At 37.4% G+C, this 17,931-nt stretch carries 17 protein-coding genes; 11 read left to right on the top strand and 6 right to left on the bottom strand.

Annotated features, from left to right (window positions below; genetic code table 11):
• Window positions 1–9 precede the first annotated feature (9 nt).
• Genes CH354_RS16170 through CH354_RS16155 form a run of 4 tightly spaced genes read right to left on the bottom strand, consistent with a single transcriptional unit; the run spans window position 10 to window position 3,309 of the window.
• On the bottom strand, window positions 10–762 hold the full coding sequence (locus CH354_RS16170) for a lysophospholipid acyltransferase family protein (protein WP_100727378.1): 753 nt from the start codon (window positions 760–762) through the stop codon (window positions 10–12).
• Window positions 759–1,451 (bottom strand): Rossmann-fold NAD(P)-binding domain-containing protein, encoded by a 693-nt coding sequence (locus CH354_RS16165; RefSeq protein ID WP_100727379.1) that lies wholly within the window; start codon window positions 1,449–1,451, stop codon window positions 759–761. Before CH354_RS16165 ends, CH354_RS16170 begins: the two co-directional genes overlap by 4 nt.
• On the bottom strand, window positions 1,448–1,810 hold the full coding sequence (locus CH354_RS16160) for a PilZ domain-containing protein (protein WP_100717566.1): 363 nt from the start codon (window positions 1,808–1,810) through the stop codon (window positions 1,448–1,450). The genes CH354_RS16165 and CH354_RS16160 overlap by 4 nt, the downstream gene beginning before the upstream one ends.
• A gap of 32 nt (window positions 1,811–1,842) precedes the next feature.
• Complete coding sequence (locus tag CH354_RS16155; protein WP_100766540.1) at window positions 1,843–3,309, bottom strand: MBOAT family O-acyltransferase; 1,467 nt, start codon at window positions 3,307–3,309, stop codon at window positions 1,843–1,845.
• Between the two features lie 129 nt (window positions 3,310–3,438).
• Between CH354_RS16155 and CH354_RS16150 the strand changes: the two genes are divergently transcribed.
• Together CH354_RS16150 and CH354_RS16145 are read left to right on the top strand one after the other, a co-directional pair.
• Window positions 3,439–3,945, top strand: a complete 507-nt coding sequence (locus CH354_RS16150; RefSeq protein WP_100727381.1) for a DUF3332 family protein — start codon at window positions 3,439–3,441, stop codon at window positions 3,943–3,945.
• 52 nt (window positions 3,946–3,997) lie between these two features.
• Window positions 3,998–5,059 carry a hypothetical protein gene (locus CH354_RS16145; RefSeq protein WP_100727382.1) on the top strand — a complete coding sequence of 354 codons (1,062 nt, stop codon included), beginning with the start codon at window positions 3,998–4,000 and terminating at the stop codon, window positions 5,057–5,059.
• 46 nt (window positions 5,060–5,105) lie between these two features.
• Here CH354_RS16145 and CH354_RS16140 read toward each other — a convergent pair whose 3' ends face one another.
• The gene (locus tag CH354_RS16140) at window positions 5,106–5,459 is read right to left on the bottom strand and encodes a single-stranded DNA-binding protein (protein WP_100727383.1); all 354 of its coding nucleotides are present in this window, start codon (window positions 5,457–5,459) and stop codon (window positions 5,106–5,108) included.
• Window positions 5,460–5,614: 155 nt separating this feature from the next.
• Here CH354_RS16140 and CH354_RS16135 point away from each other — a divergent pair, with 155 nt between their 5' ends.
• The 4 genes from CH354_RS16135 to CH354_RS16120 are packed head-to-tail and all read left to right on the top strand — an operon-like array spanning window position 5,615 to window position 11,177.
• Complete coding sequence (locus CH354_RS16135; RefSeq protein ID WP_100727384.1) at window positions 5,615–7,114, top strand: sensor histidine kinase; 1,500 nt, start codon at window positions 5,615–5,617, stop codon at window positions 7,112–7,114.
• The gene (locus CH354_RS16130) at window positions 7,111–7,509 is read left to right on the top strand and encodes a response regulator (RefSeq protein ID WP_100727385.1); all 399 of its coding nucleotides are present in this window, start codon (window positions 7,111–7,113) and stop codon (window positions 7,507–7,509) included. Before CH354_RS16135 ends, CH354_RS16130 begins: the two co-directional genes overlap by 4 nt.
• Before the next feature lie 41 nt (window positions 7,510–7,550).
• Entirely contained in the window at window positions 7,551–9,101 is a 1,551-nt protein-coding gene (locus tag CH354_RS16125; protein ID WP_207762704.1) for an FMN-binding glutamate synthase family protein, read from the top strand.
• Window positions 9,102–11,177, top strand: coding sequence for an adenylate/guanylate cyclase domain-containing protein (locus tag CH354_RS16120; protein WP_100727387.1), 2,076 nt, complete (start codon window positions 9,102–9,104; stop codon window positions 11,175–11,177).
• On the opposite strand, the gene eat is transcribed toward CH354_RS16120, so the two are convergent.
• Window positions 11,170–12,477, bottom strand: coding sequence for an ethanolamine permease (gene eat / locus CH354_RS16115; RefSeq protein WP_100727388.1), 1,308 nt, complete (start codon window positions 12,475–12,477; stop codon window positions 11,170–11,172). The two genes, CH354_RS16120 and eat, sit on opposite strands and share 8 nt — an antisense overlap.
• A 230-nt stretch (window positions 12,478–12,707) precedes the next feature.
• Here eat and CH354_RS16110 point away from each other — a divergent pair, with 230 nt between their 5' ends.
• The 5 genes from CH354_RS16110 (at window position 12,708) to CH354_RS16090 (ending at window position 17,885) form a co-directional block, all read left to right on the top strand.
• The gene (locus CH354_RS16110; protein ID WP_100727389.1) at window positions 12,708–13,529 is read left to right on the top strand and encodes an LA_0442/LA_0875 N-terminal domain-containing protein; all 822 of its coding nucleotides are present in this window, start codon (window positions 12,708–12,710) and stop codon (window positions 13,527–13,529) included.
• A gap of 16 nt (window positions 13,530–13,545) precedes the next feature.
• Window positions 13,546–14,370 carry an Ig-like domain-containing domain gene (locus tag CH354_RS16105; RefSeq protein ID WP_100727390.1) on the top strand — a complete coding sequence of 275 codons (825 nt, stop codon included), beginning with the start codon at window positions 13,546–13,548 and terminating at the stop codon, window positions 14,368–14,370.
• Window positions 14,371–14,461: 91 nt separating this feature from the next.
• Entirely contained in the window at window positions 14,462–15,289 is an 828-nt protein-coding gene (locus CH354_RS16100) for a hypothetical protein (RefSeq protein WP_100727391.1), read from the top strand.
• A 28-nt stretch (window positions 15,290–15,317) separates the two neighbouring features.
• On the top strand, window positions 15,318–16,121 hold the full coding sequence (locus tag CH354_RS16095) for a carboxypeptidase regulatory-like domain-containing protein (RefSeq protein WP_100727410.1): 804 nt from the start codon (window positions 15,318–15,320) through the stop codon (window positions 16,119–16,121).
• Window positions 16,122–16,463: 342 nt separating this feature from the next.
• Window positions 16,464–17,885 carry a TPM domain-containing protein gene (locus CH354_RS16090; RefSeq protein WP_100728280.1) on the top strand — a complete coding sequence of 474 codons (1,422 nt, stop codon included), beginning with the start codon at window positions 16,464–16,466 and terminating at the stop codon, window positions 17,883–17,885.
• Window positions 17,886–17,931 lie beyond the last annotated feature (46 nt).

Raw genomic sequence — 17,931 nt, 5'->3', positions numbered from 1 at the left:
TTTTTTACCTTACTTGGTTAAAGTTTCGTTTTTAGGTGGTACGTCAATAGAATTGTCAGGAAAGAGTCCACGCACGTAAGAATCCAGCGACTCCGCGTTCGCCTGCATTTCGATCTGCAATTTTTTAGCGTATTCATCGATTTGGTTTTCTGTGAGACCCTTCGGAACAAAGAAAGGTTTTCCATATTGGATGAAGAGCCTGGCCCCAAATTTTGGGAAAAAATGACGGTCCCAACTCCGAAATACATAAGCACGGTCATAACAAGAATGAAGGTACAAAATCGGAAATCCAGTGAGAGAAGCAGTCACGATCACACCTGGTTTTACTTCCCTTCTTGGGCCTTTGGGTCCGTCCACGGTGAAAATGGGAACTGCGCCTTGTTTCATTTCCTTTAAGATATTACGGAATGCACCGGTTCCACCCCTAGTAGAAGAACCCCGCACGGAACGAAGTCCCGACCGAGCAAATGTTTGGTGGATGATTTCACCATCTTTTGATTGGGACACAAGTGCCACCATATCCGCTTTTTTCTTTCGTTTTAAGTACTGCGTTGCATGTCTGTACAACGATAGTGTTGTTTCATGAAACACCGCAATGATGTAATCCTTTCCTTGTTCGATCACATTTGTTGATTCCTGAGGGATGATCAACTTTTGGTTTCGCACAAAAAGATACCAAACTCTTACGATGAAGTGAACTACAAAACTTAAGATAATGTATTTGGTTTTGGAATATGGTTTTTGTTTATTATCTGGAATCAAAAAGAATGGTCCTTACCGATCTCCCACAGATTATCGTTTTCATAAATTTTTACCATCGGTTTGGATGGATTTGTTGGTTTGTCATGTAACAGGGAATATATCATCGATTTAGCAACATATTCTGCTTGGATGGGTTTGTATTTTTTCAAACCAAATAATCCAAATGGAATGATGTGACCAAGCACCTCACCAACTTTTTCCCCAATCCGAAGTTCTTCTCGTTCTCCAATGAGAAGGGATGGCCTAAAGATTCCTAAAAAAGGAAACGAAAGTGCCATTAATTCCTTTTCCAATTCTCCTTTTACTCGGTTGTAAAAAATGGAAGAATTTGCATCGGAACCCATTGCTGTAATGACATAAAAGCCTGGGACATTTTTTTCCTTCGCTTGTTTTGCGGCAAGGAGTGGATAGTCATAATCAATTTCTCTAAATTTCTCCTGACTCCCAGCTTTGCCGATGGTTGTACCTAAACAACAAAACACGGCATCAATACCATCAGGTACACTCACTTTACCTGACTGGAAATCTTCCCAAGTGACTTTGATCACTTCAATGGGAAGATTTGGTTTGGATGAGTTTTCAAAATGACGAGCCCATACGATCACTTTTTTGATCTGTGGGTAAAATAGAAGTGAAAGTAACACTTGTTTACCGACAAGACCTGTACCACCAAGTAACAATATTTTCATTTTATCTCCAAACTTCTTGCGAGCATCGAGTCAGTTAAATTGATTTTTTCTAAAAATTGAATTCCAGCGATATGATAAATGACGTTTTTGATTTTGGAAGTTTGGGTCCACATGATGGTCCCCTCAAAAAACAACCGTTTTGTGCCTTTTGACCAAACAATACTCCCGAGTACCGATGATTCAATTTCATCACTGAGTAAATCATCTTCTCCCAAAAAACAGAGTCCTTCCTCGGATATGTTTCCTAATTTTCCAAATAAGGTGATCCCTTCGAGATCCAAATGGACTTCAAATTCGGAAAAATCACCTGGGGAAATTCTGGGAAGCCTTCGCTCACTTTCCATAGCAACAAAATACATGGAATCCTAGAATTGGAAACGAAAAAAGCAAATTAGAACTGAAAGTAAATGAACGGAACCGAGTTTTCGGGTGTAGCTAAATTTAAGACAAGAAACAGAATAGGATACATCGCAAATTCAAAACTGGCTGGGATTTTTTTCCCTTTCCCCTTTTCAAAGAGAAAATAACCGATGGCATGTCCAATCGTCAGAAAACCAATGATCCAAAGGAAATCCTTCCACATATAGGGACGTAAATTTCCATCTTGGAAAAGGAAAATCCCTTTTAAGTGGATCCATGCATTTTCCCAAGTAAGCGAGCGGAAAAAAACCGCACCTAAAAAGAAAATGGAATTATTGAGTACATTTTGAAACAGCCAAACAGGAATTTGAACGAGTAACGAAGATTGGCCAGAAGTTGAATCTTTTTTGTCTGGAAACCACTCTTTCCAAATCTCTTCCAAAACATAAAAAAATCCATTAAGAGATCCCCAGAACACAAATGTCCATTGGGCACCATGCCAAACGCCACTCACAAACATGGTAAACCATAAATTAAACTTACGACGTACAGAAGTTACACGGCTTCCACCCATAGGGATATAAATATAATCTCGTAACCAAGAATTAAGTGTCATATGCCACCTACGCCAAAAGCCAGATACCGATGTGGCGATAAATGGTAAATTAAAATTGGTAGGCAATTTATATCCGAGTAACATGGCACTTCCGATTGCCATATCCGAATACCCACTAAAATCCAAATAGACTTGGATTCCACCAAGAGCTGCCGCTATCAGCAAAGCATAAGCATGATGACCTGCTGGATTTGCGTATATGGCATCGATAGTGGGTGCAACCATATCTGACAAAACAGCTTTTTTGAAATAACCTAACATAAAAAAACGAATGGCAACTCGAAATTCAATGTCTTCTAATTTTTTAGGACTATACAACTGAGGCATAAATGTCCTTGCCGTGACAATGGGACCTGCAACAAGTTGTGGGAAAAAACTCACAAATAAGGCAAACCGAATAAAATCAGTTTCCGCGGGAATTTCTTTGCGGTACACATCAATCGTATACGATAAGGATTGGAATGTAAAAAAGGAAATGCCTGCTGGCAAAATGATTTTTAAAACCGGCAAAAACTCTTCACCTAACAATACACCTGTGACGGAGTTCATCGAAGTCACAACGAAGTTATAGTATTTAAAAAAACCTAGGATAAAAACTAAATTTGTGATCAAACTAAAGAGTAATAAATAATATCTGATTTTTTCTCTTGTTTCATTTGCAAGTTTGAGACCCACATAAAAGTCAATGGCGGTGGATAATAATATCAGTGCACCAAAACGATAATCCCAAGACATGTAGAAAAAATAACTACTAATGAGTAAGAATATATGTAAGATGCGAGTTTCTTTAGATTGGTTCGAAAAGAGTGCTGGGAACAAATACCAAACGGTAAAAAAGACAAAAAGGAAGAAGACAAAGTATTCAAAATCAGAAAAGATCAATGGGTTCGCCTTCTATTCAGACCAGAATCATCGAAAAAATGCCAGTGTCAATCATTTCGACTTGCCGAACATTCCCATTTCACTTATGATTGGTCACTAGTTTTCAGCTAAGAACTATAGAGGTAGAAAATGAAAAAAGTATTTAAAACAGCGCTTGTCGGTTTATTGTCCTTTGGCCTACTTTCCAATTGTTTTGGAAAATTTGGCGCAATCAAGGCAGTATATTCTTTTAATGCTGGGATTCAAATTGGATCGGGAAAATTAGCAAGTTTCTTTCGTTCCTTGTTAATGATTTTTCCATTATACATTGCATATGGAATTGGAAGTTTCTTGGACATCATCGTTTTCAACCTAATTGAATTCTGGACTGACCATAATCCAATCGCAGCTGCTGAGTATGACTTTGATGGAAAATTAGTAAAAGAATACACTGAAAATGGACAAACCATCACTCTTACTTACACAGAATGGGGTAAAGTTTTAAGAATGGATGCTCCCACTGCAAAAGGTGTTGAGTCGGTTTACTTTTTAAAAGACAAACCAGAAAAAGCATACAGACTGATCAATGGAAAGTATGTAGAAATCCAACAAGTGAGTGGACCAATCCTTCCTCCAATGAGTGCAAAACACATCTAAGACCGCCATTGCCCCTAATTTTAGGGGCAATCCATTGCCGATACTTTACTATATGAAACGAATTCCTTTTTTCGTATTCCTTTTGCAATTTGTTTGGGGGTGCCAAACACCACAACAGGTGATGATTCCAACCTTCCCCACTCAATCCGAACAAATCAATTTGAATCGCATCAAAATGATTACCAAACAAGAGGCAAATCCAGGCCAGGAATCAAATTCCAAAAAACCCCTCACCCAAGAACCAGGAGTGAGTGTTGAATATTCAGAAAACAAAATTCCCTTTATCCAATTAGATTTATTTTTTGAAGATGCGGGAATCAGCATCATTGAAGAAATCATCGCTGGCACCATCATCGACCATCATATCGTCGTCTTAAACCAAAAAGGAGAAATCATCGCAAAACAACCTGTTAACTTCCAAGCCTATGAAATTTTGGAAACAAAAACAGAAGTGATGCGAAATAAAGTAATCGTTGGAGAATCCAAAAAACCGGTAAAGGTGAATAGCACAACTCCTGAAACTAGGATCTCCAGAGAAGCCATCGAAAGGCAATATTCTGATCGTGACACTGTCCCTCAGGTTCTCGAAATTTTTGAAGGAAAAGTTCCTTCTCCAGGTGAATACATCAGTATTTATTTAGAATTAACGTATGTTCTACCATATTTGGAACCAAATTGTGAATCGTATGGTGGAAATTGTTTTGGCGCCAAACAAAAATTTTTCGATGATGTGACTTCACGAAATCGACGCGAATTGGATATTTTGAGAAATCGTTATGTCAATGGCGAAATTGCTCAATTCCCAAATTTATCTACAGAAGAACAGATTGAATTTAAGACGAATATTAAATCAAAAATTGATTCCTCCAATGGAACGTATGGACCCAAACATACGTTTACAAAATTTTTCTTTAGAGAATGGAATTTAGTTTCTTCACCGCGTTATTTTCGCATTCTTTCCGTTGGTAAATTGGGAAAACAAACCATGATTGAAGAAGACAAACGAACCGATGAATCAAAAGAAAATTCACAATCGGAAAAAGATGATAACCATTCTATCTTTGATTCTCCAACTCATTCAAAACATAAAAAGAGAACCATCACAACTCCATAACATTCGAAAACACGGGTGATTGGAGTCACAAACACCCGTGTTCCAGTTATGCTACTTTTTCTTCTCGTTTCCTCATACTATCGAATCGAACTGTGGAAGCTGTGACTTTCACTTTTGATTTACTTTCTCCATCAGGAGTTTTCCATCTGTTTTGTTTTAAATTGCCCATCACAGTCACTTTACTTCCTTTTTTTAAGTACTCCACACAGTTTTCACCCAACTTTTCCCAAGCTTCCACTTCAAAAAAAGAAACATCATCCTTTTCCTTTCCATCTGGGTTGTTTTGAGAGTGATTGACTGCCACTGTGAATTGTGCCAGTGACTTACCTCCAGCAATTGTTTTCTCTTCTGGATCAGAAGTTAAGTTCCCATCCAAAATGATGTACGATAGATTTTTCATTTGAGTATCCCTATAACAGTTTTATTAACCACAACTCCTTTAGGTGAAAAACTTGAGTGATGGTACAAAAAAATCTGATTGAAAGGGATTTAATTCATTCTAAAAAAAAATGATTTGGGATAGACAACGGGATTCTTCTCTTATTGAATTAGAGTGTGGCACTTCCCGATTCCGAAATATTGCAATTATTAACCTCGATTAGCCGAGAATTGGTATGTTTACACGAAACTGACGGAACTTATGTTTATGTGAGCCCCAATTCTAAATCCATCATCGGTTACGAACCAGAGGAACTGATTGGAAAAAATCCTTATGATTTTTTTCATCCAGATGACAGGAGGTTAATTTTTGAAAGATCACACCAACCTCTTTTACGAGGTGATGAAAACATCCACCCCACTTTCCGCTTCTTACATAAAAATGGAACTTATATTTGGTTACAATCAGACAACCGATTGACCACTCATGCAAGTACGGGGAAAAATTATCTACACACATCTTCTCGCGATATCTCAGAAAAAATTGAATCCGATGCAAACTTAGCACTGTCCGAACGAAAGTTCAAAACCTTATTCCGTGATTCGCCTATTGGACTTGTACTTACGAGCACACATGGTTACATCGATGATGTCAATGAAGCGTTTGCGAGATTTTTAGGATATGAAACCTTTGAACTGTTAGGGAAACATTTTTCTGAAATTAGTTCTTTAGGAGAACTCGAAGAAAATTTACGCTATAGAGATTCTGTCCAAAAAGGAATGATCGATCATTATTCCATCGAGAAACAATATGTTCATAAACAAGGGCATTTGGTATGGGCATACATCACTGTCACCGTGTTACGCGATGATTCAGGAAAAGCAATTTATTATTTAGCACAAATTATCGACATTGATGAACGTAAAAAAACAGAAACCTTACTTTTAGAAAACAATGAACATTTAAAAGCCACTAAAAATTCTCTGATCATCCAAAACAAACAACTCCAATCTTATAACCAAATTATCTCCCATCACTTACGAGCACCTGTCAGTAATCTCAGAAGTTTATTAGATTTATTAAAGATTACTGAGGTAGAAGGAGAACGAAAGGAAATACAAAATCATTTGGAAGAAGTGACTGAAAATTTGGAAACCGTACTTTCCGAACTCATCACAACCTTAAAAATCCAAAGTTTGGAAAATTACCAACCTGAATGGATTTCCATCCTTCTTACCTTTCAAAAAGTGCAAAAACTAATGGAAGGGGAATTTCAGAAAAAAAACGTCCACATCGATCTGAATGTGACAGAAAAAGAATTGGTTTTTGTTTCCAAAGAATACCTAGAAACCTTATTTTTACAACTCACTAGCAATTCCCTTCAATTTGCAGATCCGTCTCGGGAACTACGAATCCAAGTAGAATCCTTTTCGATAGGATCCGAAACGACAATTTCCTTCTCAGATAATGGATTAGGGGTTGATTTATCGCGGTACGGGGATCAAATTTTTCAGCTTAAGAAGACTTTTCATCGTCAGATGAGTGGGAAAGGTCTCGGTTTATTTTTAATGAAATATACGATGGAATCATTGGGCGGACGAGTCGAAGTCAAATCGAAACCTGGGGAAGGTGCCACGTTTTTACTTCATTTTCCGAATGGGAGTGCCAACGTATGACACCCAGAATTTGTATCATCGATGATGACAAAATTTACCAATTCACAACGAAGAAGATCATTTCCAATGCTGGCATTTCTGGTGAGGTTTTGGTATTTTCGGATGCGGAGAATGCGCTAAGTTTTTTCCAATCAGAAACGGAAAACACATCAACACTTCCTGATATCATCTTTTTGGATATCAACATGCCTTTTATGGATGGTTGGCAATTTTTAGAAGCCATGGAACCTTTGCTTTCCAAATTCCCAAAACAAATCCAAATTTATTTGGTTAGTTCTTCGGTTGACGAAGCGGATACTGAAAGGGCGGCAAAAATTCCTTATGTCTCTGGTTATATTTTTAAACCATTTACCAAAGAAAAACTTTTGGATTCTTTGACTCATCTACAATCTTAGCTTGTCAATAACTTAGTTCGAAGGTAGATATGGATGCAAAAATGATGAACACAATTTTGAATTGGATCGAAACAAACCCAATCTCTGCCACATGGGTCGGACTGTTTTTATTTTTTGCACTCGTTTTCCTCCGAGACATCACACAAAAAAAGCACACCATTCAAAGGAATTTTCCCATCGTTGGTAGGTTACGATACTTTCTAGAAATGATTGGTCCCGAACTCAGACAGTACTGGGTCGCCAATGACAAAGAAGAAAGGCCTTTTGACCGCACGGAAAGGAGTTGGATTTACGCAACTGCCAAAGGCCAAAATAATAATTTTGGATTTGGAACTACAGAGATCCAATATGAACCTGGTTACCCCATTATCAAACACAAAGCCTTTCCTTATCCCGAATCAAAAGCATATGTTCACAACAGTGATCCGAGTTGTATTCCATGCCTTAAGATCATTGGACCAAATCGAAAATTTCCATACAGGCCTTATTCCATTGTCAATATTTCAGCAATGTCATTTGGTTCCCTCGGAAAAAATGCAGTCTTAGCACTCAACCGTGGAGCGAGAGATTCGGGTGCCTACCATAACACTGGTGAGGGGGGACTCAGCCATTACCATATGGAAGGTGCTGATATTGTTTGGCAAATTGGAACTGGATATTTTGGTGCAAGAGACAATACTGGAAAATTTAACTTAGATGTTTTAAAAGAAAAAGTCGGAAAAAATGCCTGCGTAAAAATGATCGAGATCAAATTATCACAAGGCGCCAAACCAGGTAAAGGTGGTATTCTACCCGCTAAAAAAGTAAACGCAGAGATTGCGTCAATTCGGCATGTTCCAGAAGGAAAAGATTGTATATCACCTAACTCTCATAGTGAATTCACAAATGTTAAGGAACTCGTTTCTTTTATCGAAAAAATTGCAAATGGAACCGGTTTGCCTGTTGGGATCAAAAGTGCAGTTGGCGAAATTGAGTTCTGGGAAGAATTAGCAGAAGAAATGAAACGTACCTCACAAGGTCCAGATTTTATCACGATCGATGGTGGTGAAGGGGGAACTGGTGCTGCCCCACTAACATATGCAGACCATGTGTCTTTACCCTTTAAAATTGGATTCCAAAGAGTGTACACTTTATTCCAAAAAGAAGGTTTGTCTGACCGAGTTGTATGGATAGGTTCGGGAAAATTGGGTTTTCCTGACCGAGCAGTTGTCGCCATTGCCATGGGTTGTGATCTCATCAATATCGCAAGGGAAGCTATGTTATCAATTGGTTGTATCCAAGCTCAAAAATGCCATACAGACCATTGCCCTGCTGGTGTTGCCACACAAAACTGGTGGTTACAACGTGGAGTCGATCCAGAAATCAAAGGCAAACGAGCAGCCAAATACATCCAAGGGATTCGCAAAGAACTTTTAAGTTTGGCTCATTCTTGTGGATACGAACACCCAGGTCAATTTACAGGCCAAGACATTGAAATCAGTATGGGAATGAATCGTTACCAAACCTTGGAAGGATTACTCGGATACAAACGAGATGAAGTGAAATTTACAAAATTGCAGGATTATACAGTTTTTCCAAAACGACAAGCTTAGATGAAAAAACTCATTTTGATATCTCTTTTACTCCTAGTTAGTTGTTTGTCAGAAGAAAGGAATGTAAACAAAGAAGCAAAAAATGGGTTTATCAGTTTAAAGAATCATTCGTTTCCATTGGAACCTTTTGTGGCTCTAACTGGGGAATGGAAATTTTTTTGGAATACCTCTCCAGAAAACATCAAAGAATCAAATTTGGATCGTATACTAAGTTTGCCCAAACACTGGAATGGATACCAAATGGACTATGGTAAACTTTCTGGATTTGGTCATGCAACATTTCGTATCCAGCTCGAGTTACCAGAAGACTTACAAGAGACAATGGCACTTACAGTGCATGAACAGGACACCTCTTATGCAATTTATGTCAATGGAAAGTACTACGGAGGATCGGGGATACCAGCAAGTAACACGAATCAGTTCCTTCCGATGGTTAGGTCCACCATTGTTGTTTTACCACAAAACAAAAATCTCACCATTGATTTATATGTAGCCAATTATGTTCACAGAAAGGGTGGAGTTTGGAATGACATTGTATTGTCAACATACACTAAAGCAGAGAATCGTCTCACCAAACATAAGATAAATGAAACAATTCTGTCCTCAATATTTGCCTTTGTTGGAATTTTCTTTTTAGTTATGTATTTTTACAACAGAGATGGAAGCCAAACCTTAGGAATTTTTCTCTTTTCTCTTGCTGTTTTACTTAGAACCATCTCAACAGGCGAACGAATTGTTCTCGAATTTTTCGATATGCCTTACTGGGCACTACTTCGATTGGAGTATTTATCTTGGTTCTGGTCTGCACCACTACTCTATCATTATTTTTATACCATTTTCCCATATGACTTTTCTAAAAAAGTTGGGAATGTTTTTTATATTCTCTCTGCGATTTTAACCTTGGGGCTCATTCTGCCTCCAGTATATTTCACAGAAACTGCGTCCATATACCCAATTGCATTTGTATTGAATGGTCTTTTTATACTGTTTTATTTATTCCGAGCTTACCAAAAAAGCCGAATGGAAGCAAAACCATTGTTATTCGGAATTGGGCTCATTTTGATAGGAGCAAGTAACGATGTTTTGCATGCACAAGCGGTAATTCATACTACTTACATTGGACCTTCCACAGTTGTGATCTTTGTCTTTTTGCAAGTATTTACTTTTGGGAGAATCGTTAGACAAAACATTGTCAAAACCTTAGAGTTTGCTGAGGAACAAAAACAATTCAGTTCTTCCTTTAGTCGTTTTGTACCCACTGAATTTTTATACCATTTAGGGAAAAATGACATCCGACAAGTTGACTTGGGGGACCAAGTCCAAAAACGGATGACTGTATTATTTGCTGACATTCGATCCTTTACTGAATTTTCTGAAACACTCACTCCAAAAGAAAACTTTGATTTTCTAAATAGTTATCTCCAACGTGTTGGACCAATCATCCGTCATAATAATGGGTTTATTGATAAATTCATTGGTGATGCGGTGATGGCATTATTCCCGTACAACATCAGTGATGCGGTAAAGGCTGCTGTTGAAATGCAAGAGGCAATTCGAATTTACAATAGCCATCGAGCCAATTGTGGTTATATTCCCATTGAAGTTGGGATAGGAATCCATACAGGAAATTTAACCCTCGGAATTTTAGGTGAACACAAACGAATGGAAGGAACCGTAATTTCGGATGCAGTGAATTTAGCATCTAGAATTGAAGGGATCACAAAACTATTCTCTTCTAGGATCGTCATCAGTGCGGAAACATTTATCGAAGCGTCTGACAATTTAGGGTTTCACTACCGATTATTGGATCGAGTAAATATCAAAGGTAAAACAGAATCAGTTTTTGTTGTTGAGGTGTTAGATGGTTATGAGCCAGAAAAATCGAAACGTTTGATTGCTTGTAAAGACGATTACACTCTTGCCCTCGATGCATATCGTAGGGAAGATTTTGAAGAAGCAAAAGAAGGTTTTGCTTCCCTATTAGATAAAAATCCTGATGATTCAGTATCGCGTCTTTTTTTAGAACGTTGTAAAGATGCTCTCGAAAAATCCAAACTCGAGTCTGGCACTAGTTAATTGATTTGTTTCGGAATTGGTTCAATCGATAGCCAATACCCAATACGATCCCAACAAAAAAAACACCAATCGTTAACTTTGGCTCTGCATAAAATACAGATCCAAACGCAAAAATACCAAATCCCATCGCGATGAAAGGCAAAATTGGATACAAAGGAGCCTTATAAGGTCGATCTAAATTGGGTTCTCTTTTTCGCAACATAAGGTAAGACACTAAACAGAGTAAATACATCCCGCAGGCACCTAATGCAGATATGGTGATAAGTTCTGCCGTATTCAAAAACAACATACAGAAAATTCCAAGAACTCCACCAGATATAACAGCATTTTGAGGGACAACCGATCCTTTGGTCAATTGAGATAAATAACTTGGAAGGTAACCTTCCTTACTCATAGCATATAACAACCTTGAATTGCCCAAAATAATCCCAAAAAGAGAAGCTACAAGTCCGAATAATCCAATAAAAGTAAACAAAATGGGCCAAATTGATTCGGATCCATATAATGAGTTTAATACATAGGACAAAGGATATTCAATATTAGCAATGTCCTTTGTATTTGTTACCGAAGCTGTGAATCCATAAATCATACCTGCTAAACAAAGTAAGGTGATGATACCAGCAATATAACCTTTTGGTATGTCTTTCGCAGGATTTTTTACTTCTTCCGCTGCTAATGCAACTCCTTCCACAGCTAAAAAAAACCAAATCGCAAAAGGAATGGAAGTGAATACCGCAGAAAAAGAAATATTTGTCTCATTCTTCCAATTTGGAATTTGATCCAAAGAGAGATGTGGGACAAGTAATCCTAAATACAATAAAAGTCCAATCACAGCGACGAGAGTTACAAATAACTCAAAGCGAGCAGTTTGTTTGATCCCGGTTAAATTCATGAGTAATAATAACAAAAACATACCAATTCCCGCAGCAAAAGCAGGAATGATCGGGAATAAAAAGTGAATGTATCCACCTAATGCAGAAGCAATCGCTGGCGGTGCAAATAAAAATTCCACAAGTACGAGATAACCAGTAAAAAATCCAAAAGTGTCACCTAATGCACGTTTGGCATAGGCAGAAGGACCACCTGCTTGCGGAATACTAGCTGCAAGTTCTGTAAAACATAGTGCAAACATTACATAAAAAATGGCAATCCATACTATGGAAATTCCAAACTCCCAAAAGTTTGCATTTGACCATCCAAAATTCCAACCAAAGTAATCTCCTGAAATGACAAGTCCAACTGCCATTCCCCATAAATGCACAGAATGGAGGGCTTTGTGTAATTTTGGAGTTTCGTTCATTTTTACTCTCTCGTTTGAAATTGTAGTTAATTCCACATTGGTATGTTCTCTGTATGATTTATGTCTTCCTATTTTTTTACACAAAGAATGACTCAATAGAACACTGGTTCGATGGAGTCATTTGTTGCAAAATTGACACGTTATTTCCAAAAATCTTTAAATTTCTTAATTGCAATTGAGAAAGAGACTAGTATTTATAGGAGAAATCCTAGATTTATCGGTATTTTCAAATGCGAAACTGCAATCTAACATTCCTTATCCTCTTTTTCTTTCTTTTTTTACCTCTTCATGCCGTTCAAACAATTCTTTTGAAACAAGGAAAGTCTGTGAAAGGTATCATTACCAATCAAAACGTTGAAAACGTTGAAATTGATACACAAGATGGAAAACATATGGTGATTTCCAAAAAATCAGTTTTAAAAATTCTCTATAAAGACTTAGCAGAAGCAGAAGAAGAAAAAATCAGGAAAGAAGAGGAAGAGAAACGAAAACAAGAAAAAGAAAAAGCAATCGCAGCCAAACAAGAAGAAATCCGTAAAAGACGTGAAGCTCTCGCAGAACAAGAAGCATTAAATCGATCAAAAACAAATGAAGGAACAAAAGTCACACATAGTTTGCGAGATTCATTTGTTCTTACTTCTGTGGCCGATGGGAATATGATCACTCTTGCACCCGAATCAGCCAAATGCCAAACGTTCCAAGAATACCCAGAGTATTTTTGGTTGTTTGGTGGTTTAAGATTCTCAGAACCTGATTGGAATGTTCTTTTGCCCAAAGATAGTAGACCTGTTCGTATCCGCCAAACATCAACTTGGAAAGACCTTGCGATCACTCTATTTGGTGGATTTGCAATTACGATCACAAGAAAAACAATTATCGTAGATGTTTGTGAGGGGAATGGATATCGTATGGTTTCGGATTCGGAAATCAATCGAATCAAAGAAGAAGCTGTTGAACAAATTAAAACCGAACAAGAGTTAAAAGAAGCGGAAGAAAAATACGAACTCGAATTACTTGAAAAAGATTTAGAAGCTTTGAAAAAGAAAAAATAGTGGAGTGAAGTATTAAATGAATCTTAGTTCGATACAATTACCCAATTTCTCTTTTCGTAATCTCAGAAAAAGATTCTATATCTTTGTGATACCGATTCTTTTGTTTCAAAATTGTTATTTGAATCCTTTTGTGTATGATCTTTTGAATCCGAATATAGATGAAGAAAATAAGAGTGGTTTCTTACTAGGTTTAAGTGGATTATCTTCCTCCATTTATGTCACAGGAATTATTCGGAACGGTTCTGGAGTCGCACAAGTAAATAAAGAATATACCGTGGTGTCATCTGACGGTAATGTATTCGGAATAGACAGTTCAGGAACCACAGATAAGTCTGGTCGGTTTTATTTAAGCATAGGACAAGGTGATACAAAAATTCGTGTTACAGAATTAGGAGAAGATCTTGTGACATTCACAATCAATGTCAGTGGACCTATGATCCAATTAAAAACTGTCGATCCAGTTAATTATGAAATTGAAAGTTTATTTATGTACAATCCTGGAAATAAACCAGTGTCCTTCGATTTGGTTAGCACAAGTCCCGCAAACAACGAATCGTATTTCGGATTGAATCCTAATCTAACACTTACATTTTCAGATTCAGTACCGGAATGGGATTTGTCAACTTTATCTAGTTTAGTAGCTAATAATATATTTGTTTCTCCAGCTGGTATGAGCATCATGAGTCCAAGTTTATCACCACCAAATACGATTATTCTAATGACCAACGTTTCTGTTTATAGCACCGAATATACAGTTCAAATTGGGCCTGGCTTTTATTCTGCTACAAATGTTCCATTAACTCCTCGATCTGTAAAATTTACTTTATTAACTCCTCCGTAAAGCTCCTCATTACAATATAATAGTATAATTTATTGACATACCATGTTTTTCATAATATCATTTATCAATAGATTGAGCTAGGAAATGGAAAATGAAGATACCAATTCAAACCATTCTAATTTACCTTTCATTTTTCACTTTTAGCAATTGTTACTTCAATCCTATTGTAAATTCCATACTTGCACCTCCTGAAACCAAAGATAACAATGCGTTCCTTGGACTTTTAGGTATGAATGGCCAAACTGGTTTGATCACAGGGCAAATCCGAAATGAATTTGGTGTAGCTGTTGCTGGACTATCACTCAATCCTTCCAATCCATCACTTCAATCGAAAGCAAATATTCCAATGTATACAACAGATTCGGGGGGACGTTTTTACATACCTTACTTTGCGGGTAGAATCGTTCTGAATGTAGTGCAAAATGAGGTACCTTACTTTACACTCACTCTGAATGTTTCATCGCCAAATACGATCACCGCAGAAGTGAGTAATACATCATTAGGCATTGAAATCTCAAATTTAAAATTGATCAGTGCAACATCTCCAACAGATTTTTTTGAATTAATTGGATTATATTTTATCGATGGTGAAATGAATGAAGTCAGTTTAGATAAACAAAATTATTATTCCACCTTAGGATCCATTGTGCTAATATTCAATATGGCACCAGCAAATGTTGAATCAAACAACCTTACCTTTATCCAAAATGCGATACAGATTTCACCGTCTCCCTCAGTTGGGTACCAAGCACTTGGCATCGTAGACAACAAAATGTCTTTTGTTGGTGCAGAAGGATTTACAATGAATACACGTTATAACTTTCAAGTGACGGATGCAATTCAATCATCAACAGGTATATCGTTAACTCCACGAAAGGTTCAATTTTGTTATGAACCTTCAATTCCTTGTAGTTTCTAAATTTTATCTGGAAGAACGAAGTAACCATATGAAATTCCTTTCTAAACGATTAACGATTCTCTTTTTTATTAGTATATCACTCTCTTGTATCTTAAATCCAATTGTACAAACAGTTGTGAACCCTGAAGATTCTTCCGAACCAAACCCAATAACAATCCTTGGAATTGTTGCAGCTCTCTCCCCCCAATCCATCCAAATCACAGGTCAAATTATAGATTCAAACGGTATTGCCGTTTCGAATGGCACACTTACCATTTTGAGCCGTTCCAACCCATCCGAAGGATTATTAGATTCGGTAGACCTTAACTATGGTGGGAGGTTTTATATGAAAGTTTCCACTGGTGATACAAGGATTCGAGTGTCTCAATCCAATGTAGAATTGTTTACATTCACTCTATCCATTCCAGAACTTGGCATCATTTCAGTTTCCAATCAAACGTTAGCTGGACCACGAATCAATAATCTTGAATTTTATCAGATTGGTTTTGAACCAAATTACTTCGATGTATTTGCTGTAAATCCATTTGACCAATCTTCATTTACAGCATGGCCATCGATCATCCAAATTACATTTACTGAAGATATTGAAGTCCCTTCCAATATGCAAACCTATTTGGACACCAATGTCTCCACTTCACCTACTATCAGTTTGGATGGTAGTTTATCAAGTGTGATCAATGGAAAAATTTTGGAAATTCGGAATTCATCTGGATTTCAAATTGGAACAAATCGTTATACCCTCGGTATAGGGATCAGGTCTGCTTCCGGAAAAATACTCTCTGCCCGTAGCTTTTCCTATACTTGTAATGCTCCTTGTAGCTCTCCTTTGTGAGGGAAGTGGACACATGCTTTTATTCTAATGTCTTTTCTCAATAGAAGCATTTTCAAAATACTTCTCATCTTTCTCCTTTAACTCATACTTGACAAACCTACGAATCTCAATTAGTTTTTCCAGATCGTGATTCTTTTGACTTCAACAGATACCAACTATCCATTCCTTTCCAAAACCAATCCGACTAGGATTAGACACTCACAAAACTTTCTGAACAAGGTCTCCTTGGTTGTGGTCTCACTGTTTCTCATACTAACAGTCCAGTGCTCAGATACCAATGAAGAATCCATTGATGCACTTGTCGCCAAAGTTCCGAACCCTAAAGAATTGCGAAATAGTTGGATCGAAGATAGTGCCAGAGTCCTAACAGATACTTCTACCATCGACAGTATGATCAACGCAGAGGAAAGTTCATCTGGGCTGGAAATTGCAGTCGTAACACTACCAACAATCGGTAGTTATGTGCCAAAAGATTTTGCAGTGGCACTCTTCAACCATTGGAAAATTGGGAAAAAAGGGAAAGACAATGGAATTTTGATTTTACACGTCATCGACCAAAGGAGAGTCGAAATTGAAATTGGATATGGACTTGAAGGTGACCTCCCTGATGCGACTGTCAAAAGGATCATTGATACTTATACAATTCCTTCTTTTAAAGAAGACAACTTCCAAAAAGGTCATGTCGAGACTGTTGCAGCATTGATCCAAAAGCTCAAACACTCAGAAATCGCTGTTGAAAATTTAATCTCTCAACAAGAGGAAAGCACCATTCCTTCTGATGGAAGTTCTGATCCAACCGAGAACGTTGATAACAGTGCAGTAACACGCACAAATTTATATGATTACCAAGGAAAAAAATTTACCGACCTCACCTTAGAAGAAAAACAAATATTAGAACAGACGATAGACACATACAATACAACTTCTAATTTCTTTCTCACTGATGAAGAATCGAGACTTTTAAATGAAAAATATGAAGAAACAGAAAGAATTGAAAAAGAAGAATCCTTTCATTTTAAATCAACTTTTGTTCTTGGGTATTTGGGTCTTTTCATTTTTTTAAATCTATTACAACGACTCATCGTTTGGATTTTGCCATCTCCCACTGCCAAATACCACATCGTTCACAAAACAGATTTTATCCTCTACTATGGAATTGTCATTAGCCCACTGATTTTAGTCATCACAACCCTATCCCTTTATCTTGGAGAGGCTCTCTTTCCTGTTTCTATCTTTCTCATCATCGCGAGTATCATTGTTTACTTTCTCTTCCTTGGCGACCATCGAATGAAAAAGTTAAACATGCGATTACAAGCGATTCGAAATATTCCGAGAAAATGTGAAAAATGTGGATCCATCATGACTAAACTTTCAGAAGAAGCAGATAACAAACATTTGTCGGATGGCCAAATCTCGGAAGAAGTTGTCAACTCTGTTGACTATGATGTTTGGATTTGCCAATCTTGTCACAATCACTCCATCTTAAAATTTCGTAACATCGATCCAGAATACATTTACAAAGGCACTTCGTTTCCTAAAATCAAAGTTTGTCCAGAATGTAAATTTGAAACCTTCGTTTGTAAATCCAGCCGTGTCTTATCAGAAGCAACTTACAGTAGTTCGGGGAAAGTGGAAGTCCGACGAAATTGTGCCCATTGCAAACACCATGAAATTGAATATGAAACCATTCCCAAAAAACAAAAGAGTAGTTCTGGCTCCGGTGGTGGAGGGGGTGGAGGCAGAGAAGGAAAATCGAAACTGTAGCAGGAATAGAACCACACACTCGCATGATTCTGAGAGGAATCGAATC

The organism is Leptospira levettii (assembly GCF_002812085.1).
Classification (GTDB): domain Bacteria; phylum Spirochaetota; class Leptospiria; order Leptospirales; family Leptospiraceae; genus Leptospira_A; species Leptospira_A levettii.
The sequence above is the reverse complement of the archived record's forward strand: the minus strand, read 5'-3'. Positions and strand labels throughout refer to the sequence as shown.

Excerpts from the sequence above, each read along its gene's own strand:
- CH354_RS16165 (WP_100727379.1), bottom strand. The coding sequence starts at position 1,451 with ATGAAAATATTGTTACTTGGTGGTACAGGTCTTGTCGGTAAACAAGTG.
- CH354_RS16160 (WP_100717566.1), bottom strand. The coding sequence starts at position 1,810 with ATGTATTTTGTTGCTATGGAAAGTGAGCGAAGGCTTCCCAGAATTTCC.
- CH354_RS16150 (WP_100727381.1), top strand. The coding sequence starts at position 3,439 with ATGAAAAAAGTATTTAAAACAGCGCTTGTCGGTTTATTGTCCTTTGGC.
- CH354_RS16145 (WP_100727382.1), top strand. The coding sequence starts at position 3,998 with ATGAAACGAATTCCTTTTTTCGTATTCCTTTTGCAATTTGTTTGGGGG.
- CH354_RS16140 (WP_100727383.1), bottom strand. The coding sequence starts at position 5,459 with ATGAAAAATCTATCGTACATCATTTTGGATGGGAACTTAACTTCTGAT.
- CH354_RS16130 (WP_100727385.1), top strand. The coding sequence starts at position 7,111 with ATGACACCCAGAATTTGTATCATCGATGATGACAAAATTTACCAATTC.
- CH354_RS16125 (WP_207762704.1), top strand. The coding sequence starts at position 7,551 with ATGATGAACACAATTTTGAATTGGATCGAAACAAACCCAATCTCTGCC.
- CH354_RS16120 (WP_100727387.1), top strand. The coding sequence starts at position 9,102 with ATGAAAAAACTCATTTTGATATCTCTTTTACTCCTAGTTAGTTGTTTG.
- eat (WP_100727388.1), bottom strand. The coding sequence starts at position 12,477 with ATGAACGAAACTCCAAAATTACACAAAGCCCTCCATTCTGTGCATTTA.
- CH354_RS16110 (WP_100727389.1), top strand. The coding sequence starts at position 12,708 with ATGCGAAACTGCAATCTAACATTCCTTATCCTCTTTTTCTTTCTTTTT.
- CH354_RS16105 (WP_100727390.1), top strand. The coding sequence starts at position 13,546 with ATGAATCTTAGTTCGATACAATTACCCAATTTCTCTTTTCGTAATCTC.
- CH354_RS16100 (WP_100727391.1), top strand. The coding sequence starts at position 14,462 with ATGAAGATACCAATTCAAACCATTCTAATTTACCTTTCATTTTTCACT.
- CH354_RS16095 (WP_100727410.1), top strand. The coding sequence starts at position 15,318 with ATGAAATTCCTTTCTAAACGATTAACGATTCTCTTTTTTATTAGTATA.